We start from the raw sequence: 26,619 nt of genomic DNA on the forward strand, positions 1-26,619 counted from the left end.
ATAAAGCAAGCCAACGGCCGTCGCCCTACTATCGGGGCAGAAAAATAACGCTTGCTCGGGGCGCCGCTATTTTATCGGCCAGGTAACCCGTGCAAGTTTTCACACCGGGGTGGGACGAACGTTCTCGTTCTCGCAATACAAGAAGTTAATAAGGAATAAAGCGTCATTTTATTCCAACACCTGAAGCAATAGTTCTTAGCGCAGTTCAATGACTATAAGGTGATATTTCATGTATAAGTTCGGTGTGATTGGCGGCGGAGCCGCCGGGATCTCTTTTGCGTATAACTTTATAAAAAATAAGTCGGTTAATCATTGCAAAAGACCGCTATCTCTGAAGGTTTTCGACAAGCAGGGCTTCAAGGGCGGTATGGCATACAGCAGCGATTTTGACAGCCATATATTAAATATGACGCCGGAAAACATGTCGGCGGATATTTTCGACGATGCGCACTTTGTTGATTGGATTGCCATGCATTTCCCGCAGTTTTGCCAGGATCGTTATCCGCCGCGCTGGCTGTATCGGGAATATCTCGATTTTATTCGCGACATGACGATTTATATGGCGGCGGACAGTAACGTGACGCTGAATTTCGTGACCGCCGAAGTGAATGCCATCGCGCCGCACGAAGCCGGCTATCGGCTGACCACCGCCTGCGGCGGCGCCGAGCAGATGAACGCGCTGGTGCTGTGCTCAGGGCACAACCCGCCGGAATGTCTCTATCCGGTGGACGGGGTGATCGCCTATCAGGCCCACCAGGATCTGCCGCCGATCAACCCTTATTCGACTATCGGCGTGATCGGCTGCAGCCTGACGGCGATTGACGCCATCGTAGAGCTGATGGAGAGCCTGGGGGCGACCGACATCTGCGCTTTATCGCGCTCGGGCCTGTTCCCCAGCGTGCAGCCGGCGCTGATGCGTCCGCCGCCGGAGGCGTTTGTGGAGGGGGTGCGGCGCTTTGTCGCCGGCAGCGATTTCATTGATGCGCATCAGCTGGTGCATGCGATCAATGCCGCGCTGGCGCGCCACTATCCGGGGCCGGAACGGTTGACGGTGCTCTCGGTGCTGGGGGAAAGGCGCGATTGTTACCGCGATCTGTCAGACAGCCTCAATCGCGCGCGTTTTGCCCGGGAGCATATTTGCAGCTATCTGGCGGCGATCCACCCGGCGGTGTGCGCCGCCTGGGTCAAGATGGATGCCAACAACCGGCAGGTCTTCATGCGCTTTTACAACTCCTCCTGGATGCGCAATCGGCACGCCATGCCGATCAAGAACGCCAACAAGATCGTGGCGGCGCTGGAGAGCCAACGCCTGCGCGCCTGCGGTGGCCTGGCGGATATCAGCAAGGGAGCGGACGGGTTTACCCTCCGTTGCCATGAGACGCGGGTGCACGCGCAGTATCTGTTCAACTGCACCACGCCTTCCTATCAACTGCCGCCCAACCGCCTGAGCCATCAGCTGCTGCAAGACGGGCTGGTGCAAGAGAACCTGTTCGGCGGCGTGAAGTGCAACCCGCACACGCTGAAAATCGCCGACCGGCGCGGCCGCGAGCAGCATCTCTACTCGCTCGGCGCGCCCGCCAAGGGCGACCTGTTTTACACCTCGGCGATGGAATCCATCACGCGGGATATCAGCAAGATCGTATTCAACAACCCTATTTTCAACGCAAAGAAGGCTGAAGTATGAAAAACGTAGCGCTCTTTGTCGGCAACGACATTTTCTCCTGGCTGGTGTGCCAGGATCTGATCGCCGCCCTGAAAGGCGAGTGTGCCTTTACGGTGTATTTTCCCCTGGCGAAAAGCGCCGGGCGCACGCAGGAGCCGGCGGTTCGCCGCCTGGGGCTGTATGAGCGCGAAGTGCTGAACGATTTCGTGTTCCCGTTCGTGGGCCGCAACGCCGCCGCCTGCGAGGGCGCCTATCAGCCGCCGGCGCTGTTCCTGGCCGCCGCCGGGGTCAAAGCGCATCGCGTTCTCGACATCAACGACACCGCGTTTATCAGCAGCCTGGGGCATATGGATGGGGTGATCTCCCTGCGCTGTTATCAGAAATTCTCCGCCGACTATGTGCGTGCCTTCAGCCGACGCGGCAAGCTGCTCTGGAACCTGCATCCGGGGGATTTGCCGCGCTATCGCGGGGTGATGACGCTGTTCCGCGCGATGATGAACGGTGACAGGGACTGTGCGGTAACGCTGCATGAAATGGATGAACACTGGGACGCCGGCCCGGTGATCGCCCGCCTGCCCGCCGAGCTGCGTCACGATCTGTCGTTCCTGGAAAACATGATGCTGTTGGGCGTGCAGAGCGGCACTTTCCTGGCGCGTCAGCTGATGCGGGCGGAGCATAGCGAAGCGATAGCGGCGGAAAAGCAGGGCGATTCACGCTACTGGGGTTTCCCGGACGCGCAGACGCTGGCGCAGGCAGAACAGGCGGGCATTGAGCTGGTGGACCATGACGCCGTGCGCGAGCAGTATCTGGGGTTGTTCGTCGGCGATCGTTTCCACCCGTTGGCGGGGCAGTTCTGCGCCGGGTTCGACGACTTCGTGCGGGCGCACGGCCATGATTGAAACCTTGATTGTACTGGGTGCCGGTTTTCTGACCGGCATCACCACCATTCTGTTCGGCTTCGGCGGCGGCTTTGTGGTGGTGCCTTTCGTCTATCACTTGATCTCCGCCTCGGGCGAGCAGCCCGGCCAGGCGATGCATATCGCGGTGGCGACCTCGACGGCGGTGATGATCCTCAACGCGAGTTACGCCACGCTGACCAACTGGCGCAGCGGCAACCTGCTGCGTGAAACCATCGTGCCGCTGATCTTTTTCATCGGCATCGGCGCGGCGCTGGGCGCGTTCGCCTCTTCGCTGCTGGCGGACGGCGTGATCCGCGGGCTGTTTGTGGTCTATATGGCAGTGACCATCGCCGACTGCCTGTTCCGCCGGGGTTTTTTGATCAAACCGGCGCGCGCCGAACTGTCCACCGTCACGCTGTGGGGCGGCGGGCCGCTGATCGGCGGCATCGCCACCCTGCTGGGGGTGGGCGGCAGCGTGATGACCGTGCCGCTGCTGCGCCGCCATGGTTACGACATGAAGTATTGCGTCAGCGCCGCCAACCCGCTGTCGATCCCGGTGGCGGTGATCGGGGCGCTGATGTATATCGTGTTGGGGTGGCACGAGATGAGCGGGCCGCAGTATCTGGGCTACGTCAATCTCAACATTCTGGGGTTGCTGGTGGTCGCGGGGATTGCGGGGATCGTGTTTGCCAGGCGCTGTTTGCCTAAGGTGAGCGATGCGCTGCATGCCAAAATCTACGTGCTGCTGCTGATCGCCGTGCTAATCGCTATCTGCCTCTGAAACAGAAAGGGCGGCCGGATGCCGCCCTGAGAACCGCTTAACGGTGGTATTCGCCCGCCGCTTCCGGCTGGTACAGCAATTCCAGCACTTCAATCCGCGCTTTTTCACCGTTCGGCAATTGCCAGGAGATCTGCTTGCCGACGTGCATGCCGAGCAGCGCTGCGCCCAGCGGCGCCATCACTGACAGCTGATCGTGGCTGTCTTTCAGCGATGCCGGGTAAACCAGCGTGCGCACGTGCTCTTCATCGGTGTGCAGATCGCGAAAACGCACGCGGCTGTTCATGGTCACCACGTTGGCCGGCATTTTCTCCGGCGGCAGGATTTCCGCGCGATCCAACTCGTCGTTCAGCGCGGCGGCGACGTCGGTGTTGGCAAAGGCCGGTTGTTCCAATAGCGCATCCAGGCGTTCCGCATCCAGCTCATTAATAGTAATGATGGGTTTGGTCATTCCACTCTCCAGTCAAATCAAAGGGTGCCAGTCTGTGCACCCATAAATTCGGAAAAACAACACAAAGCAACACCCCCGCGCCAGAGGAGCGGGGGTGTGGGTAATGTCGATTTGTCCTATTGATAGTAGGCGGTTGGGGCGAGAAAAGAAAGAGATCCCGATCACGAAGGCTTTTATCGTCAATCGTGGCAAAAGAAACGGTTAGCCCGGTTATCTATTTGTTATCTCATTGACTTTTTCACCGCCGCGCCGTTTTGCGAAATGGATCCCCGCGCGTCATTCGATTTCCACTTCGAACTGGAAAAAACCGGTCTACACAGAAAATCCTACCGGGGGTAGGGTAAAGACATCACAGAAAGCGGGTTATTCAGGTGATGCGCTTTACGGCTTACTGATTAATGTAGGATCTAGGGGTACTGAAAAGTGAATGATGGATCTGCTTCGATAAAAGAAATTGAACAATCCGATGTCAGCGAAGCCGGAGCGATCGCTGCTCGGGTGTTGGCGGATATTACCGCAATGCTGAATGCTGAAAATATTTATACCAATGCGGTGCAGCAACAGATGCTGGAATCGCATATTCGCGCCATGGTGCTGCGTTCAATAACCGGTGAGCCGTTGCCGGAGGTGGATAAATCGTTGTTCGACGAAATCTCTGCCGAATCCATGCAAATGGCGGAGCGCGTGGTGAATCAGTTTGGCACATTGCCTATCGAAGAAGCCTATTTGCTGTCAGTGCACTTCGAAGTGGCGAAAGATAATAACGCATAGCGGTTAACGCATCGATTTCAATCAGGAGAATATACCATGGGTCAAATTACCGTAGTGATCGGCGATCGCCTGGGCAAAGGGCAAAAAGTTGGCCAAGGCGTTGAAAGTGCAGGCGGAAAAGCGGTGGTCATCCCCGGCGTCGCGGCGGACATGAAGCTGGGCGACGTCATGAAAGCGGAAAACGCGCAGCTGGGCATCTCTTTTTGCGGCAGCGGCGGCGCCGGCGCGATTACCGCGCAAACCAAACACGGCTACAAGGCTAAATATGGCATGCGTTCGGTGGAAGAGGGCGTGACGGCAATTAACGAAGGCTACAACGTGCTGGGCTTCGGCTTTATGGATAAAGAAGAGCTGGGCCAGAAACTGGTGGAAGCCTACGTCAAAAAACATGGCAATCCATAATGAAAGAGCAATATACCACATCGGTAAAGGTGGAGGGTAAAGGCGACAGCAAAGCGAAAGCTTTTGCTTCCGCCTTGGCTAATGTGCAGGGCGCGGTATTAAAGTCCACCAACAATATTCTGCTGCGTATCGAGCCGCAGGACGTCAGCGTAGTGAAAGCGGAAGAGAAAATAACTAAAGAGAAATTTCTTTTCTTCTTTTTGCCGCGTGAAAGAAAGCGCTATGCCGTTTCTCTGGAAATAACCGTGAACGTAACCATTATCAATACCGAGAAGGTTGTCTTCGTCACGAAATAAAAACGTTAGCATAAATGAAAGGGTATACTGATGTTTTTAATCATCTTATTTAAATCGATTATTATCGGTGGGCTGGTGGGGGTCGGCGTAGGGGCCGGCGCCGCGCGCATGTTCCACGCACCGACAACACAGGGCATGGGGGCGTTTCGCACCCTGGGCGAGCTGAATTCCTGCGAGGGCGATCCGGCTTCCCACTTCTCATTCGGTCTGGGCTTCTTCTTCAACGCCTGGGCGTCTTCCGTGGCGGCGGGTTCCTTCACGCAGGACGTCGACCACCGCATCATCCCGCACTGGGGCGCGGCGGCCCTGATGGTCAAGAACCGCAATCTGGCGCAAACGCTGCACGATCCGAAAAAAATGGCTATTGCCTGCGGCATCATCGGCATGCTGGTGGTGGCGTTCCTCAACACCACCGCTTCCGCCGTGCCTGCCGCGCTGCAGGTCACCGCGATCAAGGTGCTGGTGCCGGCGGCCAACCTGCTGGTGAACACCGTGATGCCGGTGATCTTCTGGCTGGCGGCGATCGACGCCGGGCGCCGTTCCGGCTTCTGGGGCACCATCTTCGGCGGCCTGGCGCAGCTGATCATGGGCAACGCCGTACCGGGCCTGGTGCTGGGCATTCTGATCGGCAAAGGCGTGGAAGAGAGTGGCTGGAACAAGATCACCAAGATCATGATGGCGGTGATCGTGCTGCTGTTCGTGCTGAGCGGCTTCTTCCGCGGCTTCGACATGAAAGTTCTCGAGTCCTTCAGCCTCGGCGTGCCGGGCTGGCTGGACGCCATTCACAACACCCTGAGCGGTAAATAAGGAGCGGGATGATGGAAGAGCAAACCCAAAAAGGCTTCTGGTACGCCGACTGGTCATTCCCGATTTTTGTTGGCCTGCTGTCCTCCGGCGTGTTCGCCGGGACGCACATGTACTACCTGTACGGCATCGGCGCCTTTAACGAAGTGGCGTTCGTTTCCATGCTGCGGGCGGGGATGGATACCGGCGTGTATGGCGCGGTGGCGGCGTTCGGCGCCAGCTTCCTGTTCGCGCGCATCATCGAAGGCTCGCTGGTGGGTATCCTGGACATCGGTGGCGCGATCCAGACCGGCGTCGGGCTGGGCGTACCGGCGTTGCTGCTGGGGGCCGGCATCGTGTTCCCGGTCGCCAACTTCGCCGCTTCGCTGGCCACCGGCCTGATCATCGGCCTGGCGATCGGTTACGTGATCATCCTGGCGCGCAAATTCACCATCAATCAGAGCAACTCCACCTACGGGGCGGACGTGATGATGGGCGCGGGCAACTCGTCGGGCCGCTTCCTCGGGCCGTTGATCATCCTGTCGGCGATGACCGCCTCGATCCCGATCGGCATCGGTTCGCTGCTCGGCGCGCTGCTGTTCTATATCTGGGGTAAACCGATCACCGGCGGAGCGATCCTCGGCGCGATGATCCTGGGGGCGATCTTCCCGGTAGCCATTTCTTAAGAGGCCTGCGCCAGGCGCCGCCCGATGCTGCGGCGGCGCCCGGGCTAACAGGAGCAATGCGGTATGTATGACTTAGTAATCAGAGGCGCCAGACTGGCGGACGACACGCTGATCGATCTGGCGGTGAAAGACGGCAAAATAGCCTCGGTCGGGCGGTTGGCGGCGGACGTCAGCGCCGTTCGCCAACTGGATCTGGCGGGCAACTGCCGCCTGAGCGCCGGTTGGATCGATGCGCACGTGCACTGCTATCCCGACTCGCCGATTTACCATGACGAGCCGGATCGGGTTGGCGTCGCCAGCGGCGTTACCAGCGTGGTCGATGCCGGCAGCACCGGCGCCGACGATATCGACGCCTTTTATCAGCTGACGCGCAGCGCCAAAACCAACGTTTTCGCCTTCCTCAACATCTCGCGCATCGGCCTGCTGCGGCAGAACGAGCTGGCGGAGTTGACGGACATCGACAAGCACGAGGCCGGCCAGGCCATCGCCAACCATCCCGGTTTTATCATCGGCATCAAGGCGCGCATGAGCAGCAGCGTGGTGGGCAAGAACGGCACCCGGCCGCTGGTGTTGGCCAAAGAGATCCAGCGGGAAAACCGCCAGCTGCCGCTGATGGTGCATATCGGCAACAACCCGCCGAATCTGGACGAGATCGCCGATCTGCTGACCCGTGGCGACATCATCACCCACTGCTACAACGGTAAACCGAACCGCATTCTGACGCCGGCGGGCACGCTGCGCGAGTCGATCCAGCGCGCGCTGCGGCGCGGCGTGTTGCTCGACGTAGGGCACGGCACCGCCAGCTTCAGCTTCGAGGTGGCGCGCCAGGCGATCAAGCTGGGCATTTTGCCGCATACCATCAGCTCCGATATTTACTGCCGCAACCGCATGAACGGGCCGGTGCACAGCCTGGCGACGGTGATGTCCAAATTTTTCAGCGTCGGCCTGACGCTGCCGCAGGTGATCGCCTGCGTGACGGAGAACGCCGCGTCGGCGCTGCAGCTGAGCGGCAAAGGGCGGTTGGAGCCGGGCTATGACGCCGATTTCACGCTGTTTGAACTGCGCCGCGAACCACAGGTGTTCGCCGACGCCGAAGGGCAAACCGCCGAGGGCGAACAGCTGTTGGTGCCGCTGGCCGCGGTGGTGGCCGGGGAAATCCTATTAACCGAACAAGGGGAGGCAGCCCATGTCTTCGATTTATGAAAAATACGGTTTGAAGCAGGTGATCAACACCTCCGGCCGCATGACCATTCTTGGCGTTTCCACGCCGCGCCAGGACGTGATCGACGCCGTTGACTACGGCCTGAATCACTATTTCGAAATCAAGGATCTGGTCAACAAGACCGGCGCCTACATCGCCGATCTGCTCAACGTGGAGGACGCGGTGATCGTTTCCTGCGCCTCGGCGGGCATCGCCCAGTCGGTGGCGGCAGCGATCGTCAAAGATAACGCCAATCTGCTGGTGAACCTGCACTCGGCGCCGATCGCCGTGCCGCGCGAGATCGTGTTGCCGCGCGGTCACAACGTCAACTTCGGCGCGCCGGTGGACACCATGGTGGCGCTGGGCGGCGGCAAGGTGGTGGAGGCGGGCTACGCCAACGAATGTTCGCCGGAGCAGATTGAAGCCTGCATCACGCCGCAGACGGCGGCGATCCTGTACGTCAAATCGCACCACTGCGTGCAGAAAAGCATTTTGTCCGTCGAACAGGCGGCGGTGGTGGCGCGCAAGCATAACCTGCCGCTGATCGTCGACGCCGCGGCGGAAGAAGATCTGATGTGTTACTACCAGATGGGGGCCGATCTGGTGATCTACAGCGGCGCCAAAGCCATCGAAGGGCCTACCAGCGGCCTGGTTATCGGCAAGAAACAGTACGTCGAGTGGGTAAAGCTGCAGTCCGGCGGCATCGGCCGGGCGATGAAGGTCGGCAAAGAGGGCATCCTCGGCCTGACGCAGGCGATTGAAAGCTATCTGACGCTTGAGAAAACCACCGGGCAACAGATGGTGGAGCGGATGACACCGTTCCTCGACGGCCTCAACACCCTGACCGGCGTCAGCGCCAAGACCGTCTGGGACAGCGCCGGCCGCGATATCGCCCGCGCCGAGATCGCCTTCGACGAGGCGGTGCTGGGGCGGTCGACCTATGACATCGTCCAGGCGCTGAAAACCGGCGACATCGCCATCTACTTCCGCGGTTACAAGGCCAACGAGGGCAAGATTGAGGTCGACGTGCGCAGCGTTGACGAGCAGCAGTTGATGACCGTCTTTACCTGTATCAAAAACCTGTTTACGGAGAAACAAGCATGAAGCTGCAGCCTAACTACTATCGCGACCGCGTCTGCCTGAACGTGCTGGCCGGCTCCAAAGCCAACGCGCAGGACATCTACGCCGCGGCGGAAGGCCATGTGTTGGTGGGCGTGCTCTCCAAGAACTACCCGGACGTCGACAGCGCGGTGACCGATATGCTGCGCTATGCGCGCCTGATTGAAAACGCGCTCTCGGTCGGCCTGGGCGCCGGCGATCCGAAGCAGTCGGCGATGGTCAGCCTGATCGCTCAGCAGGTGCAGCCGCAGCACGTTAACCAGGTGTTTACCGGCGTCGGCGCCAGCCGCGCGCTGCTGGGCCAGAACGACAGCGTGGTCAACGGCCTGGTGTCGCCGACCGGCCGCGTCGGCTGGGTGAAGATCTCTACCGGCCCATTGAGCGCCGCAGCGCCGGACGGCATTGTGCCGGTGGAAACCGCCATCGCCTTGCTGAAGGACATGGGCGGCAGCTCCATCAAGTATTTCCCGATGGGCGGCCTGAAGTGCAAGGACGAATACCAGTACGTAGCCAAGGCCTGCGCCGAGCATGACTTTATGCTGGAGCCGACCGGCGGCATCGATCTGGAGAACTACGAGCCGATCGTCGAGATTGCACTGGCGGCCGGCGTGAAACGCGTGATCCCGCATATCTACAGCTCGATCATCGACGCCGCCAGCGGCGACACGCGTCCGCAGGACGTGAAAACCCTGCTGGCGATGACCAAAAAGCTGGTGGGCTGAACGCACAATGGGATGAGGTATGCCCTAAATAATTGGAGTTGCTTCCCGGCGGCAAGAGCATGAGTCCCCAGGAGCTTACTTAGGTAAGTGACTGGGGTGAAAAATCTGCCGGGAGCAGATTTAAACGCTGCTTGCAGCGGCCCCGAAGGGGTGAGGCCCATGGATGGGCCGAGTCACTGCGCAGCCAACACAGAAGCAACTTCAAGTATGACGGGGATAACGCTGGGAGGCGAAGGTTTTCCCCTGGCGCGGCATGCCGCGCCGCCGTTACCTATAGCCTATAGCTTTCAAGTTGCAGCTAGGCGGCAAGCGCAGGAGCCCCAGGAGCTTACTTAAGTAAGTGACTGGGGTGAGTGCGGGCAGCCAACAACGCTGCGGCTTGAAAGATGACGGATATATACTGAGGATTACTATGCGAAACTGGCAGGCCCCAACCCGACGCACCGCGTTGTTCCTGGCGCTGCTGGCCGTGACCGGCCCGGCGCTGCATGCTGAGGATGCAATGAATTCCACGTCATCTCATTTCGCCTATATCGGCACCTACAATCCCAACGGCGAAGGCGTTTACCGGGTGCAGGTCGATCCGGCCAGCGGCGCGCTGAGCCACACTACGCTGGTCAGCAAAGTGCCGAATCCGGCGCAGTTGACGCTGGGCGCCGATGGCAAGACGCTGTATGTCGCCAGCGAAGTGGCCGATTTCAACGGCGGCAAACACGGCGGCATCACCGCTTATCGGGTCAATCCGGCCGACGGCGGCCTGACGCAGCTCAACCAGGTGGATTCGCAGGGGGCGGGGCCGGTGTATCTCTCATCGACGCCGGACGGGCGGTATCTGCTGGTGGCCAACTACGTCAGCGGCAGCGTGGCGGCTTTCCCGATCGAAGCGGACGGCAGCCTGGGCGCCGCCAGCTCGGTGCAGCAACAGCAGGGCCCGGCGGGCGCGGCCAAACCGGCGGCGGCGGTGAACGGCAGCTTCGCCATCAGCGATCACAATGGTCCGCATGCCCATATGATCGCCAGCGATCCGAGCGGTAAGTTCGCGTTCTCCACCGATCTGGGGTTGGATCGCATCTACCAATGGCGCTTTGACGCCGCGAGCGGCCGGCTGACGCCGAACGATCCGCCGTGGATCGCCGCCTCTTCCGCCGGCGCGGGGCCGCGTCACTTTGTGTTCCATCCGGACGGCGAAACCGTGCTGCTGGTGAACGAAGAGGCCTCGACGTTGACCAGCTACCGTTTTGATCGCCAAAAAGGTACTCTGAAACAACTGCATGCGGTTTCCGCGCTGCCCGCCGAGTATCAGGGCACCAGCTTCGCTTCGGGGCTGGCGCTCAGTAAGAACGGCGACACGCTGTACGTCGCCAACCGGCTGCACAACAGCATTGCCCAGTTCAGCGTGGGCGCCGGCGGTGAGTTGAGGCCGGTGGCTGAAACCTGGACGCGTGGCGATTACCCGCGTTCGCTGGCGCTGAGCCCGGATGGCCGCTATCTGTATGCGTTGAACCAGCGCAGCGATAACGTTACCCGCTTCAGCGTAAACCCGACGGACGGCAAACTCAGCTTTGTGGGCGGCTATCTGCCGATCGGCAGCCCCTCGCAAATGGCGTTCCTGCCGCCGCCGAAGTAACCCGTGGCCCGCCCGGTTCACCGGGCGGGTTGCCTGATTGACGGACACAGAATGGTGCGATTTCCTTACCCGCGTTTGGCTTACTTGTTCGATGCTTTGCAAACCGAGACTTTGCCGCAGGATGAGCTGGCGAAGCGTTTCGCCGTGTCCACCCGCACGGTGCGGGCGGACATCACCGCGCTGAACGAGATTCTGGACAAATACGGCGCGCGTTTCGTGCATAGCCGCGGGGCCGGCTATCGCCTGCAGGTCGATAACGCCGCGCTGTTCAGCGCTCTGCAGCATCAGGAGCGCCGCAAGCACGCCACCCCGCGCAGCGCGCAGGAGCGGGTGCATTATCTGCTGGTGCGTTTTTTGACCTCAGCCTTCTCCCTTAAACTGGAAGATTTGGCCGACGAGTGGTTCGTCAGCCGCGGTACGTTGCAAAACGACATGGCTGAGGTGAGAGAGCGTCTGGCGCACTATCAATTGACGATCGAAACCAAGCCGCGCTACGGTATGAAGCTGTTCGGCGCTGAGATGGCGATCCGCGCCTGTCTCACCGATCTGCTGTTCCAGCTGCAGCTGGCCGACGCCGAGAACCCGCTGCTCAACAACGAGATCCTGCTGCAGCCGCAGGTAGCGGCGTTCGCCGGATTGCTGCACCCGCTGCTGTCGCAATATGCCATTCGCCTGACGGACGAGGGCGAGCAGTACCTGATCTTCTACTGCGCGGTGGCGCTGCGGCGCATCAACGACGGCTATCCGCTGCCGGACTTCGAGGTGGAAGACGGCGACGACGCGGTGCGTCAGGTGTCGACCCGCCTGGCGGCGGAGCTGCGTTCGGCCTCCGGCAAAGAGATCTCGATGGCCGAAGAGGCCTATTTGCGGGTCAACATTGCCGCGCGGCGCGTGCAGGACGTGCAGCCGACCGAGATCAACGCCGACGATGAAGAAGCGCTGGTGGACTACATCCTGTCCTACATCAACGCACACTATAACTACAACCTGCAGGGCGACGAGCAGCTGCGGGCCGATCTGCTAACCCATATCAAGACCATGATTACGCGGGTGAAATACCAGATCAATATCCCCAATCCGCTGCTGGCCAACATCAAGCAGCACTATCCGATGGCTTACGACGTGACGCTGGCGGCGGTCTCCAGCTGGGGTAAATACACCCCCTATACCCTGAGCGAGAACGAAATTGGCTATCTGGTGCTGCACATCGGCGTGGGGCTGGAGCGGCATTACAACATCGGTTATGAACGCCACCCGCAGGTGATGCTGGTGTGCGATACCGGCAACTCGACGGTGCGCATGATCCAGGCGCAGATTGCGCGCAAGTATCCGCAGCTGGTGATGACGCGCATCGTCTCACTGCGCGATTACGAGATGCTTGCACATATCGACGAAGACTTCGTGATTTCCAACGCCCGCATCGGCGAAAAGAACAAGCCGGTGGTGGTGATGTCGCCGTTCCCGACCGATTACCAGCTGGAGCAACTGGGCAAGCTGGTGCTGGTGGATCGCACCCGACCGTACATGCTGGAGAAGTTCTTCGACGCCGAGCATTTCATGGTGCTCAACGAGCCGTTGACGCAGGCGGAGCTGTTCAGCCGGGTGTGCGGCCAGCTGGAGCAGGAGGGGTACGTCGGCGCGGACTTCTATCCGTCGCTGGTCGAACGCGAAGCGATCGTTTCCACGCTGCTGGGCGAGGGCATCGCGCTGCCGCACTCGCTGGGGCTGCTGGCCAAAAAGACCGTGGTGGTGACGCTGCTGGCGCCGCAGGGCGTCGCCTGGGGAGAAGGCGAGGTCGCGCACGTGATTTTCCTGCTGGCGATCAGCAAGAGCGACTATGAAGAGGCGATGGCGATCTACGAGCTGTTCGTCACCTTCGTGCGTGAACGCTCAATGAGCCGCCTGTTGGGCAGCGACAGCTTCGACAGCTTTAAAGCGGTGGCGCTGGACTGCCTGAGCCGGAGTTGAGGGGCATGTGAGTGATTGGGCGCAGAAGCGCCCTCAGTGACTAATCTTCATCAAACCCGGAGTTGAACAGCTCGACCACCGCCGCCAGCGCGTTGACTTCGTCGGGGCCGGTCGCTTCGACTTCGATATGCCGGCCCTGGGCGGAGTCCAGCATCAGCAGCGCGATGACGCTGCTGGCTTCGGCTTCGGTGCCGCTTTCGTTGCGCAGCATCACCTCGGCGTCGAAGCTTTGCACCAGCTCGAACAGTTTCATCGCCGGGCGCGCGTGCATGCCCAGCTTGTTTTTGATTTCAACCGTCTGTTTGACCGTCATTGTTTGCGCTTTTCCAGCGTGCGGTGGCGCGACTGCACGTTCTTGCCGCGCGAGCGGAAGTAATCGGCCAGCTGTTCCGCCACGTACACCGAGCGGTGTTTACCGCCGGTACAGCCAATGGCGACCGTCAGGTAGCTGCGGTTGTTGGTTTCCAGCATCGGCAGCCATTGCTCCAGGTAGCTGCGGGTCTGGTAGATGAAGTTGTGCACTTCGGTATGACGATCGAGGAACGACGCGACCGGCTTGTCCAGACCGGTCATCGGCCGCAGCTTCGGATCCCAGTGCGGGTTAGGCAGGAAACGCACGTCGAACACGTAGTCGGCGTCGATCGGAATGCCGTGCTTGAAGCCGAAGGATTCGAACACCATGGTCAGCTCGCGCTCACGCTTACCCAGCAGGCGGGTGCGCAGCATCTCGGCCAGTTCGTGCACCGACATTTCCGAGGTGTCGATAATCAGGTCAGCCCGCGAGCGCAGCGGTTCGAGCAGATCGCTCTCTTCGTCGATGGCGCTTTCCAGCGACAGGTTCTTGCTGGAGAGCGGATGCAGGCGGCGGGTGTCGCTGTAACGGCGGATCAGCGTGTTGCGATCGGCGTCGAGGAACAGCAGCTGCGGCGAGAAGCTGTCCGGCAGCTGAGTCATCGCGTATTCGAACACTTCCGGCGATTCCGGCATGTTGCGCACGTCGATGCTGACCGCCGCGGAGATATTGCGTTCTGCCAGCGTGTTGGCGAGCTGCGGCAGCAGCACCACCGGCAGGTTGTCAACGCAGTAAAAACCCATGTCTTCCAGCGCCCGCAAGGCGACGGATTTTCCGGAACCGGAACGGCCGCTGACAATCATCAGCACCATGTGGCAACTCCCCTGGCATCGCGGCGGCGTTCATCGCCACCGGTGGAAACTTTGTTATTCCGGCCGCAGCCGGATCCGTCATCGTGAAACAGTAGCGTTATCCGGGCTGGAAGTCACGCCGGCCGGGCCTCACTCGGTGATGATTTGGTAAAGCTCTTCGTCGCTCTGCGCGGCGCGCAGGCGGCGGCATACGGTTTTGTCGGCCAGGCGTTTGGCGACCAGCGACAGGGTATGCAAATGGGTTTTGCACTGATCGGCAGGCACCAGCAGCGCGAACAGCAGATCGACCGGCTGATTGTCGATGGCGTCGAAAGCGATGGGTTGGTCGAGACGGATAAACACGCCAACGGCCCGCAGTGTGTCCTCTTCCAGTTTGCCGTGGGGAATGGCGATACCGTTGCCGATACCGGTGCTGCCCATGCGCTCCCGGGTGAGAACCGCGTCAAACACCACCTGCGAAGGCAGATTGAGCTGTTTGGCGGCCAGTTCGCTGATAATTTCCAAAGCCCGCTTCTTGCTGGTGCAGTGTACCGAGCTTTTGGTGCACTCGATGTTTAACACCGAGCTTAATTGCATATATTCGTTGTTCATCTCATCTTCACTTAAAACCGCGCTGCCGGGCGTACCCGGCAAGGCGGTTTTTCGTCGGTTTTAACCCTGATTACCGTTCGGCGCGCCACCCATGCGGGTCACGCGCCGAAGGGCGAGGCTGCGACGGAGGCAACCTCACGGAATGGGTTAGGGTGTCAGTGTTGCTTCAATTTGTCTTTATGTTTGTTCAATTGACGTGCCAATTTGTCGATCAGCGTATCAATTGCGGCATACATATTCTCGTCTTCCGAGGTGGCGTGCAACTCGCCTCCATTCACGTGCACCGTTGCTTCCGCAATTTGCTGCACTTTTTCCACACTTAATACAACATACACCTGATTGATGCGATCAAAATACTGTTCGAGTTTGGCGAACTTGTTGTTCACGAACTCGCGCAACGGATCGGTGATTTCGATGTGGTGTCCGGTAATGTTGAGCTGCATAGTGTCTTCCTTCTCAATAGAGGTCAAACCAACTGTTTACGCTGGTTCGACGGCGGGATGGACAAAGACTCTCGGTACTTGGCGACGGTGCGCCGCGCCACGATGATCCCCTGATCGGAAAGCAGGGTGGCCAGCTTGCTGTCGCTGAGTGGTTTGGCGGGGTTTTCCGCCGCAATCAATTTCTTCACCAACGCGCGGATCGCCGTCGAGGAGGCTTCGCCGCCGCTGTCGGTATTCACGTGGCTGGAGAAGAAATATTTCAATTCGAAAATGCCGCGCGGGCTATGCAGAAACTTCTGCGTGGTGACGCGCGAGATCGTCGATTCATGCATCTCCACGGCCTGGGCGATATCCGCCAACACCATGGGTTTCATAAATTCTTCGCCTTGCTCGAAGAACGCCTGCTGTTGGCTGACGATGCAGCGGGTGACCTTCAGCAGCGTCTCGTTGCGGCTCTCCAGGCTTTTAATCAGCCACTTGGCTTCCTGCAGGTTGCTGCGGATGAACTGGCCGTCGGCTTCGCTGCGGGAGTTGTTGCCCAGCGCGGCGTACTGCTGATTGATCTTCAATCGCGGTATGCTGTCGCCGTTGAGCTCGACCGTCCACGTGTTCTGCGTCTTGCGCACCAGCACGTCCGGAATTACGTACTCCGATTCGCCGGTATTGATCGACTGCCCCGGGCGCGGATCGAGCGACTGAATCAGCAGCATCGCTTCTTTCAGTGTATCTTCTTTTAGCCGGGTTGATCGCATCAGGCTGCGAAAGTCGTGGTTGGCCAACAGATCCAGATGGTCGCTGATGATCAGCCGCGCTTCGGCCAGATAAGGGGTGTCTTTAGCGTATTGGGAGAGCTGCACCAGCAGGCAATCGCGCAGATCGCGCGCGGCGACGCCGATCGGATCGAAACGCTGCACGCGCTTCAACACCGCCTCGACTTCCTCGAGGGTCACGTTCTCATCGCCCAGGCTTTCCAGAATGTCTTCCAGCGGCACGGTGAGATAACCGGTGTCGTCCACCGCGTCGACGATGGAGGTGGCGATGGCGGCGTCGGTATCGGAGAACGGCGTCAGATCCACCTGCCACATCAGGTAATCCTGCAGCGTTTGGGTAGTCTCGCCCTGATAGACCGGCAGCTCGTCGTCGCTGTAGTCGGTGCCGGTGCCGGACGGCGTGCCGGCGGTGTAGATCTCATCCCAGGTGGCGTCCAGCGGCAGCTCTTCCGGCATGTCTTTCTGTTCCAGCGCCTCGCGGGTATCGAGTCCCTCGGTCTCCTGGATTTCTTTGGCGTCGATTTCGTCGTGCAGATCGGTCTGTTCAAGCAGCGGATTGCTCTCCAGCGCCAGCTGGATCTCTTGCTGAAGCTCAAGCGTGGACAACTGCAGCAGGCGGATCGCCTGCTGGAGCTGAGGAGTCATGGCCAGCTGTTGGCTGAGCCTGAGTTGCAAACCTTGCTTCATAGTCTTCTGTCTACTTCCGTTAACGGTGTCGCCCCGCAGGGCGCGCCGGCGCTCAGAGGCGGAACTCTTCGCCCAGATAAACGCGTTTTACCTGCTCGTCGGCCAGAATAGCATCCGGCGTGCCGTGGGCAATCAGTTTGCCCTGGCTGACGATGTAGGCGCGTTCACATACGTCCAGCGTCTCGCGCACGTTGTGGTCGGTGATCAGCACGCCCAGGCCGCTGTCACGCAGGTGCTCGATGATTTTTTTGATGTCGATAACGGAAATCGGATCCACCCCGGCGAAGGGTTCGTCCAGCAGAATGAATTTCGGGTTGGCCGCCAGCGCGCGGGCGATTTCGACGCGGCGGCGTTCACCGCCGGACAGCGCCTGGCCGAGGCTGTCGCGCAGATGGGAGATGTGGAACTCTTCCATCAGCTCTTTGGCGCGGTCTTCGCGTTGTTCGCTGGTGAGGTCGGGGCGAATCTCCAGCACCGCCATCAGGTTGTCGTACACGCTCAGGCGGCGGAAGATCGACGCTTCCTGCGGCAGGTAACCGATGCCGCGGCGCGCGCGGGCGTGCAGCGGCAGCAGGCTGATGTCTTCTTCGTCGATCACGATGCGCCCGGCGTCGCGCGGCACGATGCCGACCACCATGTAGAAGGTGGTGGTTTTACCGGCGCCGTTCGGCCCGAGCAGGCCGACGATCTCGCCGGATTTCACTTTCAGGCTGACGTCTTCGACAACTTTACGGCCCTTGTAGGCTTTCGCCAGGTTTTCTGCGATGAGTGTTGCCATAAGTGATTAGTTACTCTTTTTTTGCCCGTTTTTGTCTTGCAACTGCGACGGTACCAGAACCGTTGTCACGCGTTTGCCTTTATCGCTGAACGCCTGCATTTGCTGCTGTTGCACCAGATAGGTGATGCGATCGCCTTTCACGTTGCTGTCGAGCTGCTCCAGATAGGCGTTGCCCGTCAGGGTCACCAGCTGGGTCGCCACGTCGTAACGCACTTTCTGCGCGTGGCCTTTGACCGGCTTGCCGCTGTCCTGCATCTGGTAGAAGGTTACCGGGTTGCCGAACGCTTCAATATAGGTCTTATTCTGATCTCCGCCCGGACGGGTGACCACCACCTTGTCGGCGCGAATATCGATGGTGCCTTGCTTGATCACCACGTTGTCGGTGAAGGTACTGACGTTGCTTTGCATGTCCAACGACTGCTTGAGCGAGTCGATGCTCACCGGCTGGCTGGAGTCGGATTTCAGCGCCAGAGCGGGGGCGCTGGCGGCCAAAACTAAGCTGCCGAGCAACAGGTTACGGAGTTGGTTTTTGGTTCTGAATTTCATAGTTGGTCTTAACCTTATCAATCAGCTCAGCGGTTTTGGTCCGCAGGTTCCCACGCATTTTCATGCCGTTAGAGGTAAAATTGGTCCCGTAAAGCGTGACTTCGTCATCGGAGGTGACGTCCTGGGTGACCAGGTTTACCTGAGCGTTGTCCGTCTTAATTTTTTCCAGCTGTGAGGTGGTGGTCAGGCTGTTTACCTCGACGTGACCATACAGATACAGCATCCGGTCTTTAGTCAGTTTGGCGCGATCGGCGCGAACTGACCAGGTGGCCACCGCATTCTCATCGAACAGCGTCATCACCGGCTGGGTGAACCAGCTCAGCTCGCCGGCGGTGTAATACTTCGCGTCTTCCGCCACCAGTTTGTAATTCAGCTTGCCGGCCGGGTTGTACACCACGGTAACCGTGTGCTGGCTCTGGTAGGTCGGATCCTGATCGTTGACCGGGCCAGGGGCCGTTTCGTCGCTGAAGTCCGTCATGTTCCAGCCGATCAGCGCCAGAACGATCACCGTCAACAGGATGGTGATCCACAGTTTGGTTTTACTCATATCGACAGCCCTTTGGCGTCCTCCAGCTTATTTTGAGCCAAAAGAATGATGTCGCACAGTTCGCGCACCGCGCCGCGGCCGCCGGCAATGCGGGTGACGTAGTGGGCGCGCGGCGTCAACAGCGGATGTGCGTCCGCCACCGCGACCGCCAGGCCGACCTGCGCCATCACCGGCCAGTCGATCAGGTCATCGCCGATATAGGCGACCTGATCTGCCGTTAACGACAGTTTATCCAACAGTTCGCGGAAGGCCAAAAGCTTATCGGATTGCCCCTGATACAGATGGGTGATACCGAGCGTCTGCGCGCGGTCTTCCAGCAGCTTGGCGGAGCGGCCGGTGATGATCGCCACTTCGATGTCCGAGGTTTTCAAGCAGCGGATGCCGTAACCGTCGCGCACGTTGAACGCCTTCAGTTCTTCACCGTTGTTGCCCATGAAGATCAGGCCGTCCGACAGCACGCCGTCAACGTCGCAAATCAACAGGCGGATGTTCCCGGCACGCGCCATAACCTCTTGTTCTACCGGCCCGTAGCAGGTTTCTACCATACCCATTCCGTTCTATTCCTTAATTAAACGACGCCGGCGCGCAGCATGTCATGCATATGTACCACACCCAGCAACTGGTCGCCATCGGCAACCAGCAGCGCGGTGATGTGGCGTTGTTGCATCAGGTTCAATGCATCGACCGCCAGGATGTTGGGACGCACCCGCACGCCGCCCGGCGTCATGACGTCGGCGATCTTCGCCTTGTGCAGGTTGATGCCCATGTCGAACACCCGGCGCAGGTCGCCATCGGTGAAGATGCCGGCGATTTTCATCAGATCGTCGCAAATTACCGTCAGGCCCAGATTTTTTCGGGTAATTTCCAGCAGCGCGTCGCGCAACGAAGCGTCGGCGCTGACGTGGGGCATTTCGTCGCCGCTGTGCATGATATCGCTAACTCGCAGCAGCAGTTTGCGGCCGAGTGCGCCACCCGGATGCGACAGCGCGAAATCTTCCGGCGTGAAACCACGCGCTTTCAGCAGCGCGACGGCCAGCGCATCGCCCATCACCAGCGTGGCGGTGGTGCTGGTGGTCGGCGCCAGCCCCAGCGGGCAGGCTTCCTGCGGCACCTTGATGCACAGGTGGATATCCGCCGCTTTGCCCATCGAGCTTTCCGGATTGTTAGTCATACAGATGAGGGTGATCTGCTGGCGTTTCAATACCGGGATCAGCGCCAGGATCTCGCTGGATTCGCCGGAGTTGGAGATGGCGAGCACGATGTCCTGCGGGGTGACCATGCCCAAATCGCCATGGCTGGCCTCCGCCGGGTGAACGAAGAATGAGGGGGTGCCGGTGCTGGCGAAGGTCGCGGCGATCTTGCAGCCGATATGGCCGGATTTGCCCATGCCCATCACCACCACTTTGCCGCCACAGGCAGCGATCGTTTCGCAGGCGCGGGTGAAGTCTGCGTTGATGTAGCTGTCGAGCTGAGCCAGCCCTTCACGCTCTATCTGAAGCACTTCTTTGCCGGCCTGCTGAAAATCGAAGCCCGGTTGCAACTCAATGTTCGACATACTCATTCCCGTCGGTTTAGCCGAAAGTACTGAAAGGGTTAAAGAACAGCACCGCAAGATACGCAATAAAGCCGCATAATAACAGCGCGCCCGCCAGGTGGCCGATGCGGTGTTTGCGGCCGATGCACAGCACGCTCAGCAGCACGCTGGCCGCCAGCATCACCCAGTAATCGCGCTGGAAGGCGGCGGCGTCCACGCTACCCGGCGACAGCAGGGCGGGGACGCCCAGCACGATCACCGTGTTGAAAATATTGGAGCCGATGATATTACCAATCGCCATATCATCCTCGCCCTTCAGCGCCCCGGCGATGGAGGTGGCCAGTTCGGGCAGGCTGGTGCCGATGGCGATAATGGTCAACCCGACCACCAGTTCGCTCAGGCCGAAATAGTGCGCAATCACCGTCGCGTTATCGACCACCATCCTGGAAGAGAGCGGCAGAATGATAAATGCCAACACCAGCCACAGCACCGCCACGGTGTTGCTGCTGTCCTGCGGCAGCTCGGCGATCTGTTCCATGGTCAGGCTGTCGCTGCCCTCGCGCTGCGCCAGCCGGGCGATTTTCAGCATCAGCAGGATGAAGCCGGCAGCGGCGGCCAGCAGCAGCACGCCGTCCAGCCTGCTCAGGGTGCCGTCCATCAACACGAAACCGCACAATACTGTGACCGCTAACATCAGCGGCAGTTCGCGCCGCAGTATCTCGGAGCGCGCGGCCAGCGGGTGAATCAGCGCCGCCACGCCCAGGATCAATAAAATGTTGGTAATGTTGGAACCTAATACGTTGCCAACGGCCATATCTATCTGCCCGTTCAGCGCGGCGGTGGTGGACACGATCAGCTCCGGCAGCGAAGTGCCGATGCCGACAATGGTCATGCCGATGATCAACGGCGGGACGCCGAGCGAGCGGGAAATCACAGCAGCACCATAAACTAAGCGGTCTGCACCATACACCAGTAGAAATAAACCAACGATTAATAATGCTATCGCGAGAAACATGCAGGGTCCTTTGTCGGGTATTATCCCGGTTCGTTGGTTAAAGCCGTCAATGCGGCGGTATTGCTTGCCCTCCGTTGCGCGCGTTAGAGCTACAGCAACGGTTTTTCCCGGCTAATAGTTGAACAGTTTCGTTTTTTTTCGTTATGGCGCCAATTTTGACCGGGTGGCGCGGAAAAGTAAAACCAATGGCACCATTGGTCGCGAAATGGCAGTAAGTTTTTGTAAAGATGAGACGGATTGCGCCCATTGCTTTAACATCACGGGTAGATTCAGCAACAGATGAGTCGTAAAGGGGTCCATTAACATGCTCCATAAGGCAGATAATTTGGTCGAAGTGCGCGACATGAGCTTCTCGCGCGGCGACCGGCGGATATTTGAAGACATCAACCTGACGGTGCCCCGAGGCAAGGTCACGGCAATCATGGGGCCATCGGGCATCGGCAAAACCACGCTGCTGCGCCTGATTGGCGGCCAGCTGACGCCGGACAGCGGGGAGATTTGGTTCGACGGCGACAACATTCCCGCGTTGTCCCGCCGTCAGTTATACGACGCGCGCAAAAAGATGAGCATGCTGTTCCAGTCGGGCGCGCTGTTCACCGATTTGACCGTATTCGAAAACGTGGCCTACCCGCTGCGCGAGCACAGCAACCTGCCTGAACCCCTGCTGCGCAGCACGGTGCTGATGAAGCTGGAGGCGGTAGGGCTGCGCGGCGCGGCCCAGCTGATGCCCAATGAGCTTTCCGGCGGCATGGCGCGCCGGGCGGCGTTGGCGCGCGCGATCGCGCTGGACCCTGAGATGATCATGTTCGATGAACCCTTCGTCGGCCAGGATCCGATCACCATGGGGGTGCTGGTCAAGCTGATCGACGAGTTGAACCATGCGCTGGGCATTACCTGCATCGTGGTGTCGCACGACGTGCCGGAGGTGTTGAGCATCGCCGACTACGCTTACATCGTGGCCGATCACCGGGTGATCGCCGAAGGCACCACGCAGCAATTGCAGAACAATCCTGATGCGCGCGTGCGCCAGTTCCTGGATGGTATAGCGGATGGGCCGGTGCCGTTCCGCTATCCGGCCGGGGATTATCAGACCGAACTGCTAGGCTTAGGGAGTAAATAAGCTCATGTTATTAAGAGCGTTAGCGTCCTTGGGGCGCAGTGGCATCAACACCAGCGCCAGCTTCGGCCGCGCCGGGTTGATGCTGTTCAACGCGTTGATTGGCCGGCCGGAACCCGGCAAGCAGTGGCCGCTGTTGTTGAAACAGCTCTACAGCGTCGGCGTACAGTCGCTGCTGATCATCATGGTCTCCGGGCTGTTCATCGGCATGGTGCTGGGCCTGCAGGGCTATATCGTGCTCACCACCTACAGCGCCGAGGCCAGCCTCGGCATGATGGTGGCGCTGTCGCTGCTGCGCGAACTGGGGCCGGTGGTGACGGCGCTGCTGTTCGCCGGCCGCGCCGGTTCCGCGCTCACGGCAGAAATCGGCCTGATGAAGGCGACGGAGCAGATCTCCAGCCTGGAAATGATGGCGGTCGATCCGCTGCGGCGCATCGTGGCGCCGCGTTTCTGGGCGGGGCTGATCAGCATGCCGCTGTTGACCATCATTTTCGTGGCGATCGGCATCTGGGGCGGCTCGGTGGTCGGCGTGGATTGGAAGGGCATCGACAGCGGCTTCTTCTGGTCGGCGATGCAGGGCGCCGTGGAGTGGAAAAAAGATCTGCTCAACTGCCTGATCAAAAGCGTGGTATTCGCCATTACCGTAGCCTGGATTGCCATTTTCAACGGGTACGACGCCGTGCCTACCTCTGAAGGGATTAGCCGGGCGACGACGCGTACCGTGGTGCATTCGTCACTGGCGGTGTTGGGATTGGATTTCGTGCTGACAGCACTGATGTTTGGGAATTGATTCGATGCAAACGAAGAAGAGTGAAATCTGGGTTGGGGCATTTATGCTGATCGCGCTGTGCGCCATCGTGTTTATCTGCCTGCAGGTGGCGAACCTTAAATCGATCGGCAGCGAGCCGACCTACCGCATTTACGCGACGTTCGACAATATCGGCGGCCTGAAACCGCGTTCGCCGGTGAAGATCGGTGGCGTGGTGATCGGCCGCGTGGCGGACATCGAGCTCGATCCGAAAACCTACACGCCGCGCGTGGCGCTGGATATCCAGAAAAAGTACGACCAAATCCCGGATACCAGCTCGCTGGCGATCCGCACCTCCGGCCTGCTGGGCGAGCAATATCTGGCGCTTAACGTGGGCTTCGAAGATCCTGACATGGGCACCACCATTCTGAAAGACGGCGGCACCATCCAGGACACCAAATCAGCCATGGTTCTGGAAGATCTGATCGGCCAGTTCCTGTATAAAAGCGGCGGTCAGGACAGCGCCAAATCGGGAGACGCGGCCGCTGAGCCGGCTGCCGGCGCCGCACCGCAACCCGTTGTTCCAAATCATTAAGAGAGGATACCTGCATGTTTAAACGTTTACTGATGGTGGCTCTGCTGGTGGTTGCACCGCTGGCGAGCGCAGCCGACCAAACCAATCCTTACAGCATGATGCAAGACGCGGCGCAGAAGACCTTCAGCCGTTTGAAGAACGAACAGCCGAAGATCAAGCAGGACCCGAATTACCTGCGCTCCATCGTGCATCAGGAACTGATGCCGTTCGTGCAGGTGAAATACGCCGGCGCGCTGGTGCTGGGCCGTTACTACAAAGACGCGACGCCTGCGCAGCGCGAAGCCTACTTCACCGCCTTCCAGGCTTACCTGGAGCAGGCTTACGGCCAGGCGTTGGCGATGTACCACGGCCAGACTTACCAGATCGCGCCTGAACAGCCGCTGGGCAATGCCGACATCGTGGCCATTCGCGTCACCATCATCGACAACGGCGGCCGCCCGCCGGTACGTCTGGATTTCCAATGGCGCAAGAACAGCAAAACCGGCTATTGGCAGGCGTATGACATGATCGCCGAAGGCGTCAGCATGATCACCACCAAGCAGAACGAGTGGGCATCCACGCTGCGTACTCAGGGCATCGATGGCCTGACCAAACAGCTGCAGGCCGCTGCCGCGCAGCCTATTACGCTGGACAAGAAAAACTGATGTCGGCAGCGCTCAGCTTCGAATCACAGCAGCAGACGCTGATCCTGCGCGGTGAACTGGACCGGGAAACGCTGCAGCCGCTGTGGCGGCAGCGCGACGCGCTGATGGCGGGTAAAACCGCGATCGACGTAGCGCAACTGGAGCGCGTGGACTCCGCCGGGCTGGCGCTGTTGCTGCATCTGCAGGAAGAGCAGCGCGAGCGCGGCGTAGCGCTAAAAATTTTCGGCGCCACCGAGCGCCTGAAAACGCTGATCGCGCTCTACAACCTGCAGGCGATAATACCTGTCGATACCGCCGTTTAGCGGCGTTTTACGCCGCGCTTGCGTGGTAAAACGATACAAAGCCCCTGTTATGCAGGGGCTTTTTCTTTAGTTTAAGAAAACATCGTATTCCACTAAGATACTAGGCTGTTTATGATCCTTTAGCGGCAGAACTGGATACTATGGAAACCAACGAGATTAAAGACGTGCTGATGCAGGCATTGGCACTGGATGAAGTACATGTGACGGGCGACGGCAGTCATTTTCAGGCGATCGTGGTCGGTGAACTGTTCGCCGGTATGAGCCGCGTCAAAAAACAGCAGACGGTTTACGCACCGCTGATGGAATACATTGCGGACAACCGCATTCATGCCTTGTCTATCAAGGCGTACACCCCTGAAGAGTGGCAGCGAGACCGCAAACTCAACGGATTTTAAGGCTGTTTGCCCTGCCGGGCGGGCAGCTTCAGATTAGATAACAGAGAGTAGTCAGATGGATAAATTTCGTGTGCAGGGTCGGACTCGCCTGAGCGGTGAAGTGTCTATTTCCGGGGCCAAAAACGCCGCCCTGCCGATCCTGTTCGCCGCCCTGTTGGCGGAAGAGCCGGTTGAGCTGCAGAATGTCCCTAAGCTTAAGGACATCGACACCACCATTAAACTACTCAACCAGTTGGGTACCAAGATTGAGCGCAACGGTTCGGTCTTCGTGGACGCCAGCGGGGTGAACGAGTTCTGTGCCCCTTACGATCTGGTGAAAACCATGCGCGCATCCATCTGGGCGCTGGGGCCACTGGTGGCGCGCTTTGGCCGCGGCCAGGTTTCCCTGCCGGGCGGCTGCGCGATCGGCGCGCGTCCGGTCGATCTGCACATCACCGGCCTGGAGCAGTTGGGTGCCGAGATCAAGCTGGAAGAAGGTTACGTCAAGGCGTCCGTCGAGGGCCGCCTGAAGGGCGCGCACATCGTCATGGACAAGGTGAGCGTGGGCGCGACCGTGACCATCATGAGCGCCGCGACCCTGGCGACCGGCACCACCGTTATCGAGAACGCCGCGCGTGAGCCGGAAATTGTCGATACCGCCAACTTCCTCAACACGCTGGGCGCTAAGATCAGCGGCGCCGGCAGCGACAAAATCACCATCGAGGGCGTCGAGCGTCTGGGCGGCGGCGTGTACCGCGTGCTGCCTGACCGCATCGAGACCGGCACCTTCCTGATCGCCGCCGCAGTTTCCGGTGGCAAAGTGATGTGCCGCAACACCCGTCCGGACACGCTGGATGCGGTGCTGGCCAAGCTGCGCGAAGCCGGGGCCGATATCGAAGTGGGTGAAGACTGGATCAGCCTGGACATGCACGGCAAACGCCCGAAAGCGGTCACCGTGCGCACCGCGCCGCACCCGGGCTTCCCGACCGACATGCAGGCCCAGTTCAGCCTGCTGAACCTGGTGGCGGAAGGCACCGGTGTCATCACCGAGACCATCTTCGAAAACCGCTTCATGCACGTGCCGGAACTGATCCGCATGGGCGCGCACGCGGAAATCGAGAGCAACACCGTGATTTGCCACGGCGTTGAGCAGCTGTCCGGCGCTCAGGTAATGGCGACCGATCTGCGCGCTTCCGCCAGCCTGGTGATCGCCGGCTGCATCGCCGACGGCGTGACCGTCGTCGATCGCATCTACCACATCGATCGCGGCTATGAGCGTATTGAAGACAAGCTGCGCGCGCTGGGTGCGAACATCGAGCGCGTGAAAGGCGAGTAAGTGATTAGCGCCGGCGCGGCTGCGTCGGCAGGATGAAAATCAAAGGGCCGGCTATCAATGCC

General features: G+C 59.8%; 32 protein-coding genes. 20 read left to right on the forward strand and 12 right to left on the reverse strand.

Annotated features, from left to right (window positions below):
• Nucleotides 1-229 precede the first annotated feature (229 nt).
• From GF111_RS15680 to GF111_RS15690, 3 genes are read left to right on the forward strand one after another with little or no spacing between them, the layout of a single operon-like run.
• Nucleotides 230-1,684: an FAD/NAD(P)-binding protein gene (locus GF111_RS15680; protein ID WP_148940189.1), complete on the forward strand. Its 1,455-nt coding sequence runs from the start codon at nucleotides 230-232 to the stop codon at nucleotides 1,682-1,684.
• Nucleotides 1,681-2,562: a formyltransferase family protein gene (locus GF111_RS15685; RefSeq protein WP_047729780.1), complete on the forward strand. Its 882-nt coding sequence runs from the start codon at nucleotides 1,681-1,683 to the stop codon at nucleotides 2,560-2,562. Before GF111_RS15680 ends, GF111_RS15685 begins: the two co-directional genes overlap by 4 nt.
• On the forward strand, nucleotides 2,555-3,343 hold the full coding sequence (locus GF111_RS15690) for a sulfite exporter TauE/SafE family protein (protein ID WP_047729781.1): 789 nt from the start codon (nucleotides 2,555-2,557) through the stop codon (nucleotides 3,341-3,343). The genes GF111_RS15685 and GF111_RS15690 overlap by 8 nt, the downstream gene beginning before the upstream one ends.
• 37 nt (nucleotides 3,344-3,380) lie before the next feature.
• Here GF111_RS15690 and rnk read toward each other — a convergent pair whose 3' ends face one another.
• Nucleotides 3,381-3,791 (reverse strand): nucleoside diphosphate kinase regulator, encoded by a 411-nt coding sequence (gene rnk, locus GF111_RS15695; protein WP_147191802.1) that lies wholly within the window; start codon nucleotides 3,789-3,791, stop codon nucleotides 3,381-3,383.
• 444 nt (nucleotides 3,792-4,235) lie between these two features.
• Here rnk and GF111_RS15700 point away from each other — a divergent pair, with 444 nt between their 5' ends.
• The 10 genes from GF111_RS15700 to GF111_RS15745 all read left to right on the forward strand — a co-directional run bounded on the left by GF111_RS15700 (nucleotide 4,236) and on the right by GF111_RS15745 (nucleotide 13,366).
• Nucleotides 4,236-4,562 carry a glycine dehydrogenase gene (locus GF111_RS15700; protein ID WP_369803947.1) on the forward strand — a complete coding sequence of 109 codons (327 nt, stop codon included), beginning with the start codon at nucleotides 4,236-4,238 and terminating at the stop codon, nucleotides 4,560-4,562.
• A 36-nt stretch (nucleotides 4,563-4,598) separates the two neighbouring features.
• The gene (locus GF111_RS15705; RefSeq protein ID WP_019453148.1) at nucleotides 4,599-4,964 is read left to right on the forward strand and encodes a glycine-rich SFCGS family protein; all 366 of its coding nucleotides are present in this window, start codon (nucleotides 4,599-4,601) and stop codon (nucleotides 4,962-4,964) included.
• A complete protein-coding gene (locus GF111_RS15710) occupies nucleotides 4,964-5,260 on the forward strand; it encodes a DUF4312 family protein (protein ID WP_047729783.1) in 297 nt (98 codons plus the stop codon). The genes GF111_RS15705 and GF111_RS15710 overlap by 1 nt, the downstream gene beginning before the upstream one ends.
• A gap of 30 nt (nucleotides 5,261-5,290) precedes the next feature.
• The gene (locus tag GF111_RS15715) at nucleotides 5,291-6,067 is read left to right on the forward strand and encodes a DUF4311 domain-containing protein (protein WP_004937006.1); all 777 of its coding nucleotides are present in this window, start codon (nucleotides 5,291-5,293) and stop codon (nucleotides 6,065-6,067) included.
• Nucleotides 6,068-6,078: 11 nt separating this feature from the next.
• On the forward strand, nucleotides 6,079-6,729 hold the full coding sequence (locus tag GF111_RS15720; protein ID WP_004937013.1) for a DUF4310 family protein: 651 nt from the start codon (nucleotides 6,079-6,081) through the stop codon (nucleotides 6,727-6,729).
• A gap of 63 nt (nucleotides 6,730-6,792) precedes the next feature.
• Nucleotides 6,793-7,932: an amidohydrolase/deacetylase family metallohydrolase gene (locus tag GF111_RS15725; RefSeq protein WP_055316837.1), complete on the forward strand. Its 1,140-nt coding sequence runs from the start codon at nucleotides 6,793-6,795 to the stop codon at nucleotides 7,930-7,932.
• On the forward strand, nucleotides 7,916-9,034 hold the full coding sequence (locus tag GF111_RS15730) for a DgaE family pyridoxal phosphate-dependent ammonia lyase (protein ID WP_147191784.1): 1,119 nt from the start codon (nucleotides 7,916-7,918) through the stop codon (nucleotides 9,032-9,034). Before GF111_RS15725 ends, GF111_RS15730 begins: the two co-directional genes overlap by 17 nt.
• Nucleotides 9,031-9,771: a KDGP aldolase family protein gene (locus tag GF111_RS15735; RefSeq protein ID WP_033648993.1), complete on the forward strand. Its 741-nt coding sequence runs from the start codon at nucleotides 9,031-9,033 to the stop codon at nucleotides 9,769-9,771. Before GF111_RS15730 ends, GF111_RS15735 begins: the two co-directional genes overlap by 4 nt.
• A gap of 412 nt (nucleotides 9,772-10,183) precedes the next feature.
• Complete coding sequence (locus tag GF111_RS15740) at nucleotides 10,184-11,398, forward strand: lactonase family protein (protein ID WP_038879663.1); 1,215 nt, start codon at nucleotides 10,184-10,186, stop codon at nucleotides 11,396-11,398.
• Nucleotides 11,399-11,449: 51 nt separating this feature from the next.
• On the forward strand, nucleotides 11,450-13,366 hold the full coding sequence (locus tag GF111_RS15745; protein WP_047729784.1) for a transcription antiterminator: 1,917 nt from the start codon (nucleotides 11,450-11,452) through the stop codon (nucleotides 13,364-13,366).
• 40 nt (nucleotides 13,367-13,406) lie between these two features.
• On the opposite strand, the gene npr is transcribed toward GF111_RS15745, so the two are convergent.
• From npr to GF111_RS15800, 11 genes are all read right to left on the reverse strand, one after another.
• Nucleotides 13,407-13,679, reverse strand: coding sequence for a PTS phosphocarrier protein NPr (gene npr / locus GF111_RS15750; protein ID WP_004937034.1), 273 nt, complete (start codon nucleotides 13,677-13,679; stop codon nucleotides 13,407-13,409).
• On the reverse strand, nucleotides 13,676-14,530 hold the full coding sequence (rapZ, locus tag GF111_RS15755) for an RNase adapter RapZ (RefSeq protein ID WP_015379177.1): 855 nt from the start codon (nucleotides 14,528-14,530) through the stop codon (nucleotides 13,676-13,678). The genes npr and rapZ overlap by 4 nt, the downstream gene beginning before the upstream one ends.
• A 129-nt stretch (nucleotides 14,531-14,659) precedes the next feature.
• Nucleotides 14,660-15,121 carry a PTS IIA-like nitrogen regulatory protein PtsN gene (gene ptsN / locus GF111_RS15760; protein ID WP_016930212.1) on the reverse strand — a complete coding sequence of 154 codons (462 nt, stop codon included), beginning with the start codon at nucleotides 15,119-15,121 and terminating at the stop codon, nucleotides 14,660-14,662.
• Nucleotides 15,122-15,276: 155 nt separating this feature from the next.
• A complete protein-coding gene (gene hpf, locus GF111_RS15765; protein ID WP_004937038.1) occupies nucleotides 15,277-15,564 on the reverse strand; it encodes a ribosome hibernation promoting factor in 288 nt (95 codons plus the stop codon).
• A 23-nt stretch (nucleotides 15,565-15,587) separates the two neighbouring features.
• Nucleotides 15,588-17,021: an RNA polymerase factor sigma-54 gene (gene rpoN / locus GF111_RS15770; RefSeq protein ID WP_110611926.1), complete on the reverse strand. Its 1,434-nt coding sequence runs from the start codon at nucleotides 17,019-17,021 to the stop codon at nucleotides 15,588-15,590.
• Nucleotides 17,022-17,073: 52 nt separating this feature from the next.
• Nucleotides 17,074-17,799: an LPS export ABC transporter ATP-binding protein gene (gene lptB / locus GF111_RS15775; protein WP_004937040.1), complete on the reverse strand. Its 726-nt coding sequence runs from the start codon at nucleotides 17,797-17,799 to the stop codon at nucleotides 17,074-17,076.
• 6 nt (nucleotides 17,800-17,805) lie between these two features.
• Nucleotides 17,806-18,345 carry a lipopolysaccharide ABC transporter substrate-binding protein LptA gene (gene lptA / locus GF111_RS15780; protein WP_025304377.1) on the reverse strand — a complete coding sequence of 180 codons (540 nt, stop codon included), beginning with the start codon at nucleotides 18,343-18,345 and terminating at the stop codon, nucleotides 17,806-17,808.
• Complete coding sequence (gene lptC, locus GF111_RS15785; protein WP_038879652.1) at nucleotides 18,314-18,892, reverse strand: LPS export ABC transporter periplasmic protein LptC; 579 nt, start codon at nucleotides 18,890-18,892, stop codon at nucleotides 18,314-18,316. The genes lptA and lptC overlap by 32 nt, the downstream gene beginning before the upstream one ends.
• Complete coding sequence (kdsC, locus tag GF111_RS15790; protein ID WP_021505108.1) at nucleotides 18,889-19,443, reverse strand: 3-deoxy-manno-octulosonate-8-phosphatase KdsC; 555 nt, start codon at nucleotides 19,441-19,443, stop codon at nucleotides 18,889-18,891. The genes lptC and kdsC overlap by 4 nt, the downstream gene beginning before the upstream one ends.
• A 17-nt stretch (nucleotides 19,444-19,460) precedes the next feature.
• The gene (kdsD, locus tag GF111_RS15795) at nucleotides 19,461-20,447 is read right to left on the reverse strand and encodes an arabinose-5-phosphate isomerase KdsD (RefSeq protein WP_147190750.1); all 987 of its coding nucleotides are present in this window, start codon (nucleotides 20,445-20,447) and stop codon (nucleotides 19,461-19,463) included.
• A 16-nt stretch (nucleotides 20,448-20,463) separates the two neighbouring features.
• Nucleotides 20,464-21,441 carry a calcium/sodium antiporter gene (locus tag GF111_RS15800; RefSeq protein ID WP_025160120.1) on the reverse strand — a complete coding sequence of 326 codons (978 nt, stop codon included), beginning with the start codon at nucleotides 21,439-21,441 and terminating at the stop codon, nucleotides 20,464-20,466.
• 304 nt (nucleotides 21,442-21,745) lie between these two features.
• On the opposite strand from GF111_RS15800, the gene mlaF reads away from it, so the two are divergent.
• From mlaF to murA, 7 genes are all read left to right on the forward strand, one after another.
• Nucleotides 21,746-22,561 carry a phospholipid ABC transporter ATP-binding protein MlaF gene (gene mlaF, locus GF111_RS15805; protein ID WP_038879647.1) on the forward strand — a complete coding sequence of 272 codons (816 nt, stop codon included), beginning with the start codon at nucleotides 21,746-21,748 and terminating at the stop codon, nucleotides 22,559-22,561.
• 4 nt (nucleotides 22,562-22,565) lie between these two features.
• The gene (mlaE, locus tag GF111_RS15810; protein WP_038879645.1) at nucleotides 22,566-23,348 is read left to right on the forward strand and encodes a lipid asymmetry maintenance ABC transporter permease subunit MlaE; all 783 of its coding nucleotides are present in this window, start codon (nucleotides 22,566-22,568) and stop codon (nucleotides 23,346-23,348) included.
• Between the two features lie 4 nt (nucleotides 23,349-23,352).
• On the forward strand, nucleotides 23,353-23,901 hold the full coding sequence (gene mlaD, locus GF111_RS15815) for an outer membrane lipid asymmetry maintenance protein MlaD (RefSeq protein WP_055312485.1): 549 nt from the start codon (nucleotides 23,353-23,355) through the stop codon (nucleotides 23,899-23,901).
• Nucleotides 23,902-23,915: 14 nt separating this feature from the next.
• Complete coding sequence (mlaC, locus tag GF111_RS15820; RefSeq protein ID WP_038879639.1) at nucleotides 23,916-24,545, forward strand: phospholipid-binding protein MlaC; 630 nt, start codon at nucleotides 23,916-23,918, stop codon at nucleotides 24,543-24,545.
• Nucleotides 24,545-24,847: a lipid asymmetry maintenance protein MlaB gene (mlaB, locus tag GF111_RS15825; RefSeq protein ID WP_038879636.1), complete on the forward strand. Its 303-nt coding sequence runs from the start codon at nucleotides 24,545-24,547 to the stop codon at nucleotides 24,845-24,847. The genes mlaC and mlaB overlap by 1 nt, the downstream gene beginning before the upstream one ends.
• Nucleotides 24,848-24,987: 140 nt before the next feature.
• The gene (gene ibaG, locus GF111_RS15830; protein ID WP_004937066.1) at nucleotides 24,988-25,242 is read left to right on the forward strand and encodes a BolA family iron metabolism protein IbaG; all 255 of its coding nucleotides are present in this window, start codon (nucleotides 24,988-24,990) and stop codon (nucleotides 25,240-25,242) included.
• Between the two features lie 55 nt (nucleotides 25,243-25,297).
• The gene (murA, locus tag GF111_RS15835) at nucleotides 25,298-26,557 is read left to right on the forward strand and encodes a UDP-N-acetylglucosamine 1-carboxyvinyltransferase (protein WP_004937068.1); all 1,260 of its coding nucleotides are present in this window, start codon (nucleotides 25,298-25,300) and stop codon (nucleotides 26,555-26,557) included.
• Nucleotides 26,558-26,619 lie beyond the last annotated feature (62 nt).

Source organism: Serratia sp. HRI (assembly GCF_010119335.3).
GTDB classification, from domain to species: Bacteria; Pseudomonadota; Gammaproteobacteria; order Enterobacterales; family Enterobacteriaceae; genus Serratia; species Serratia nevei.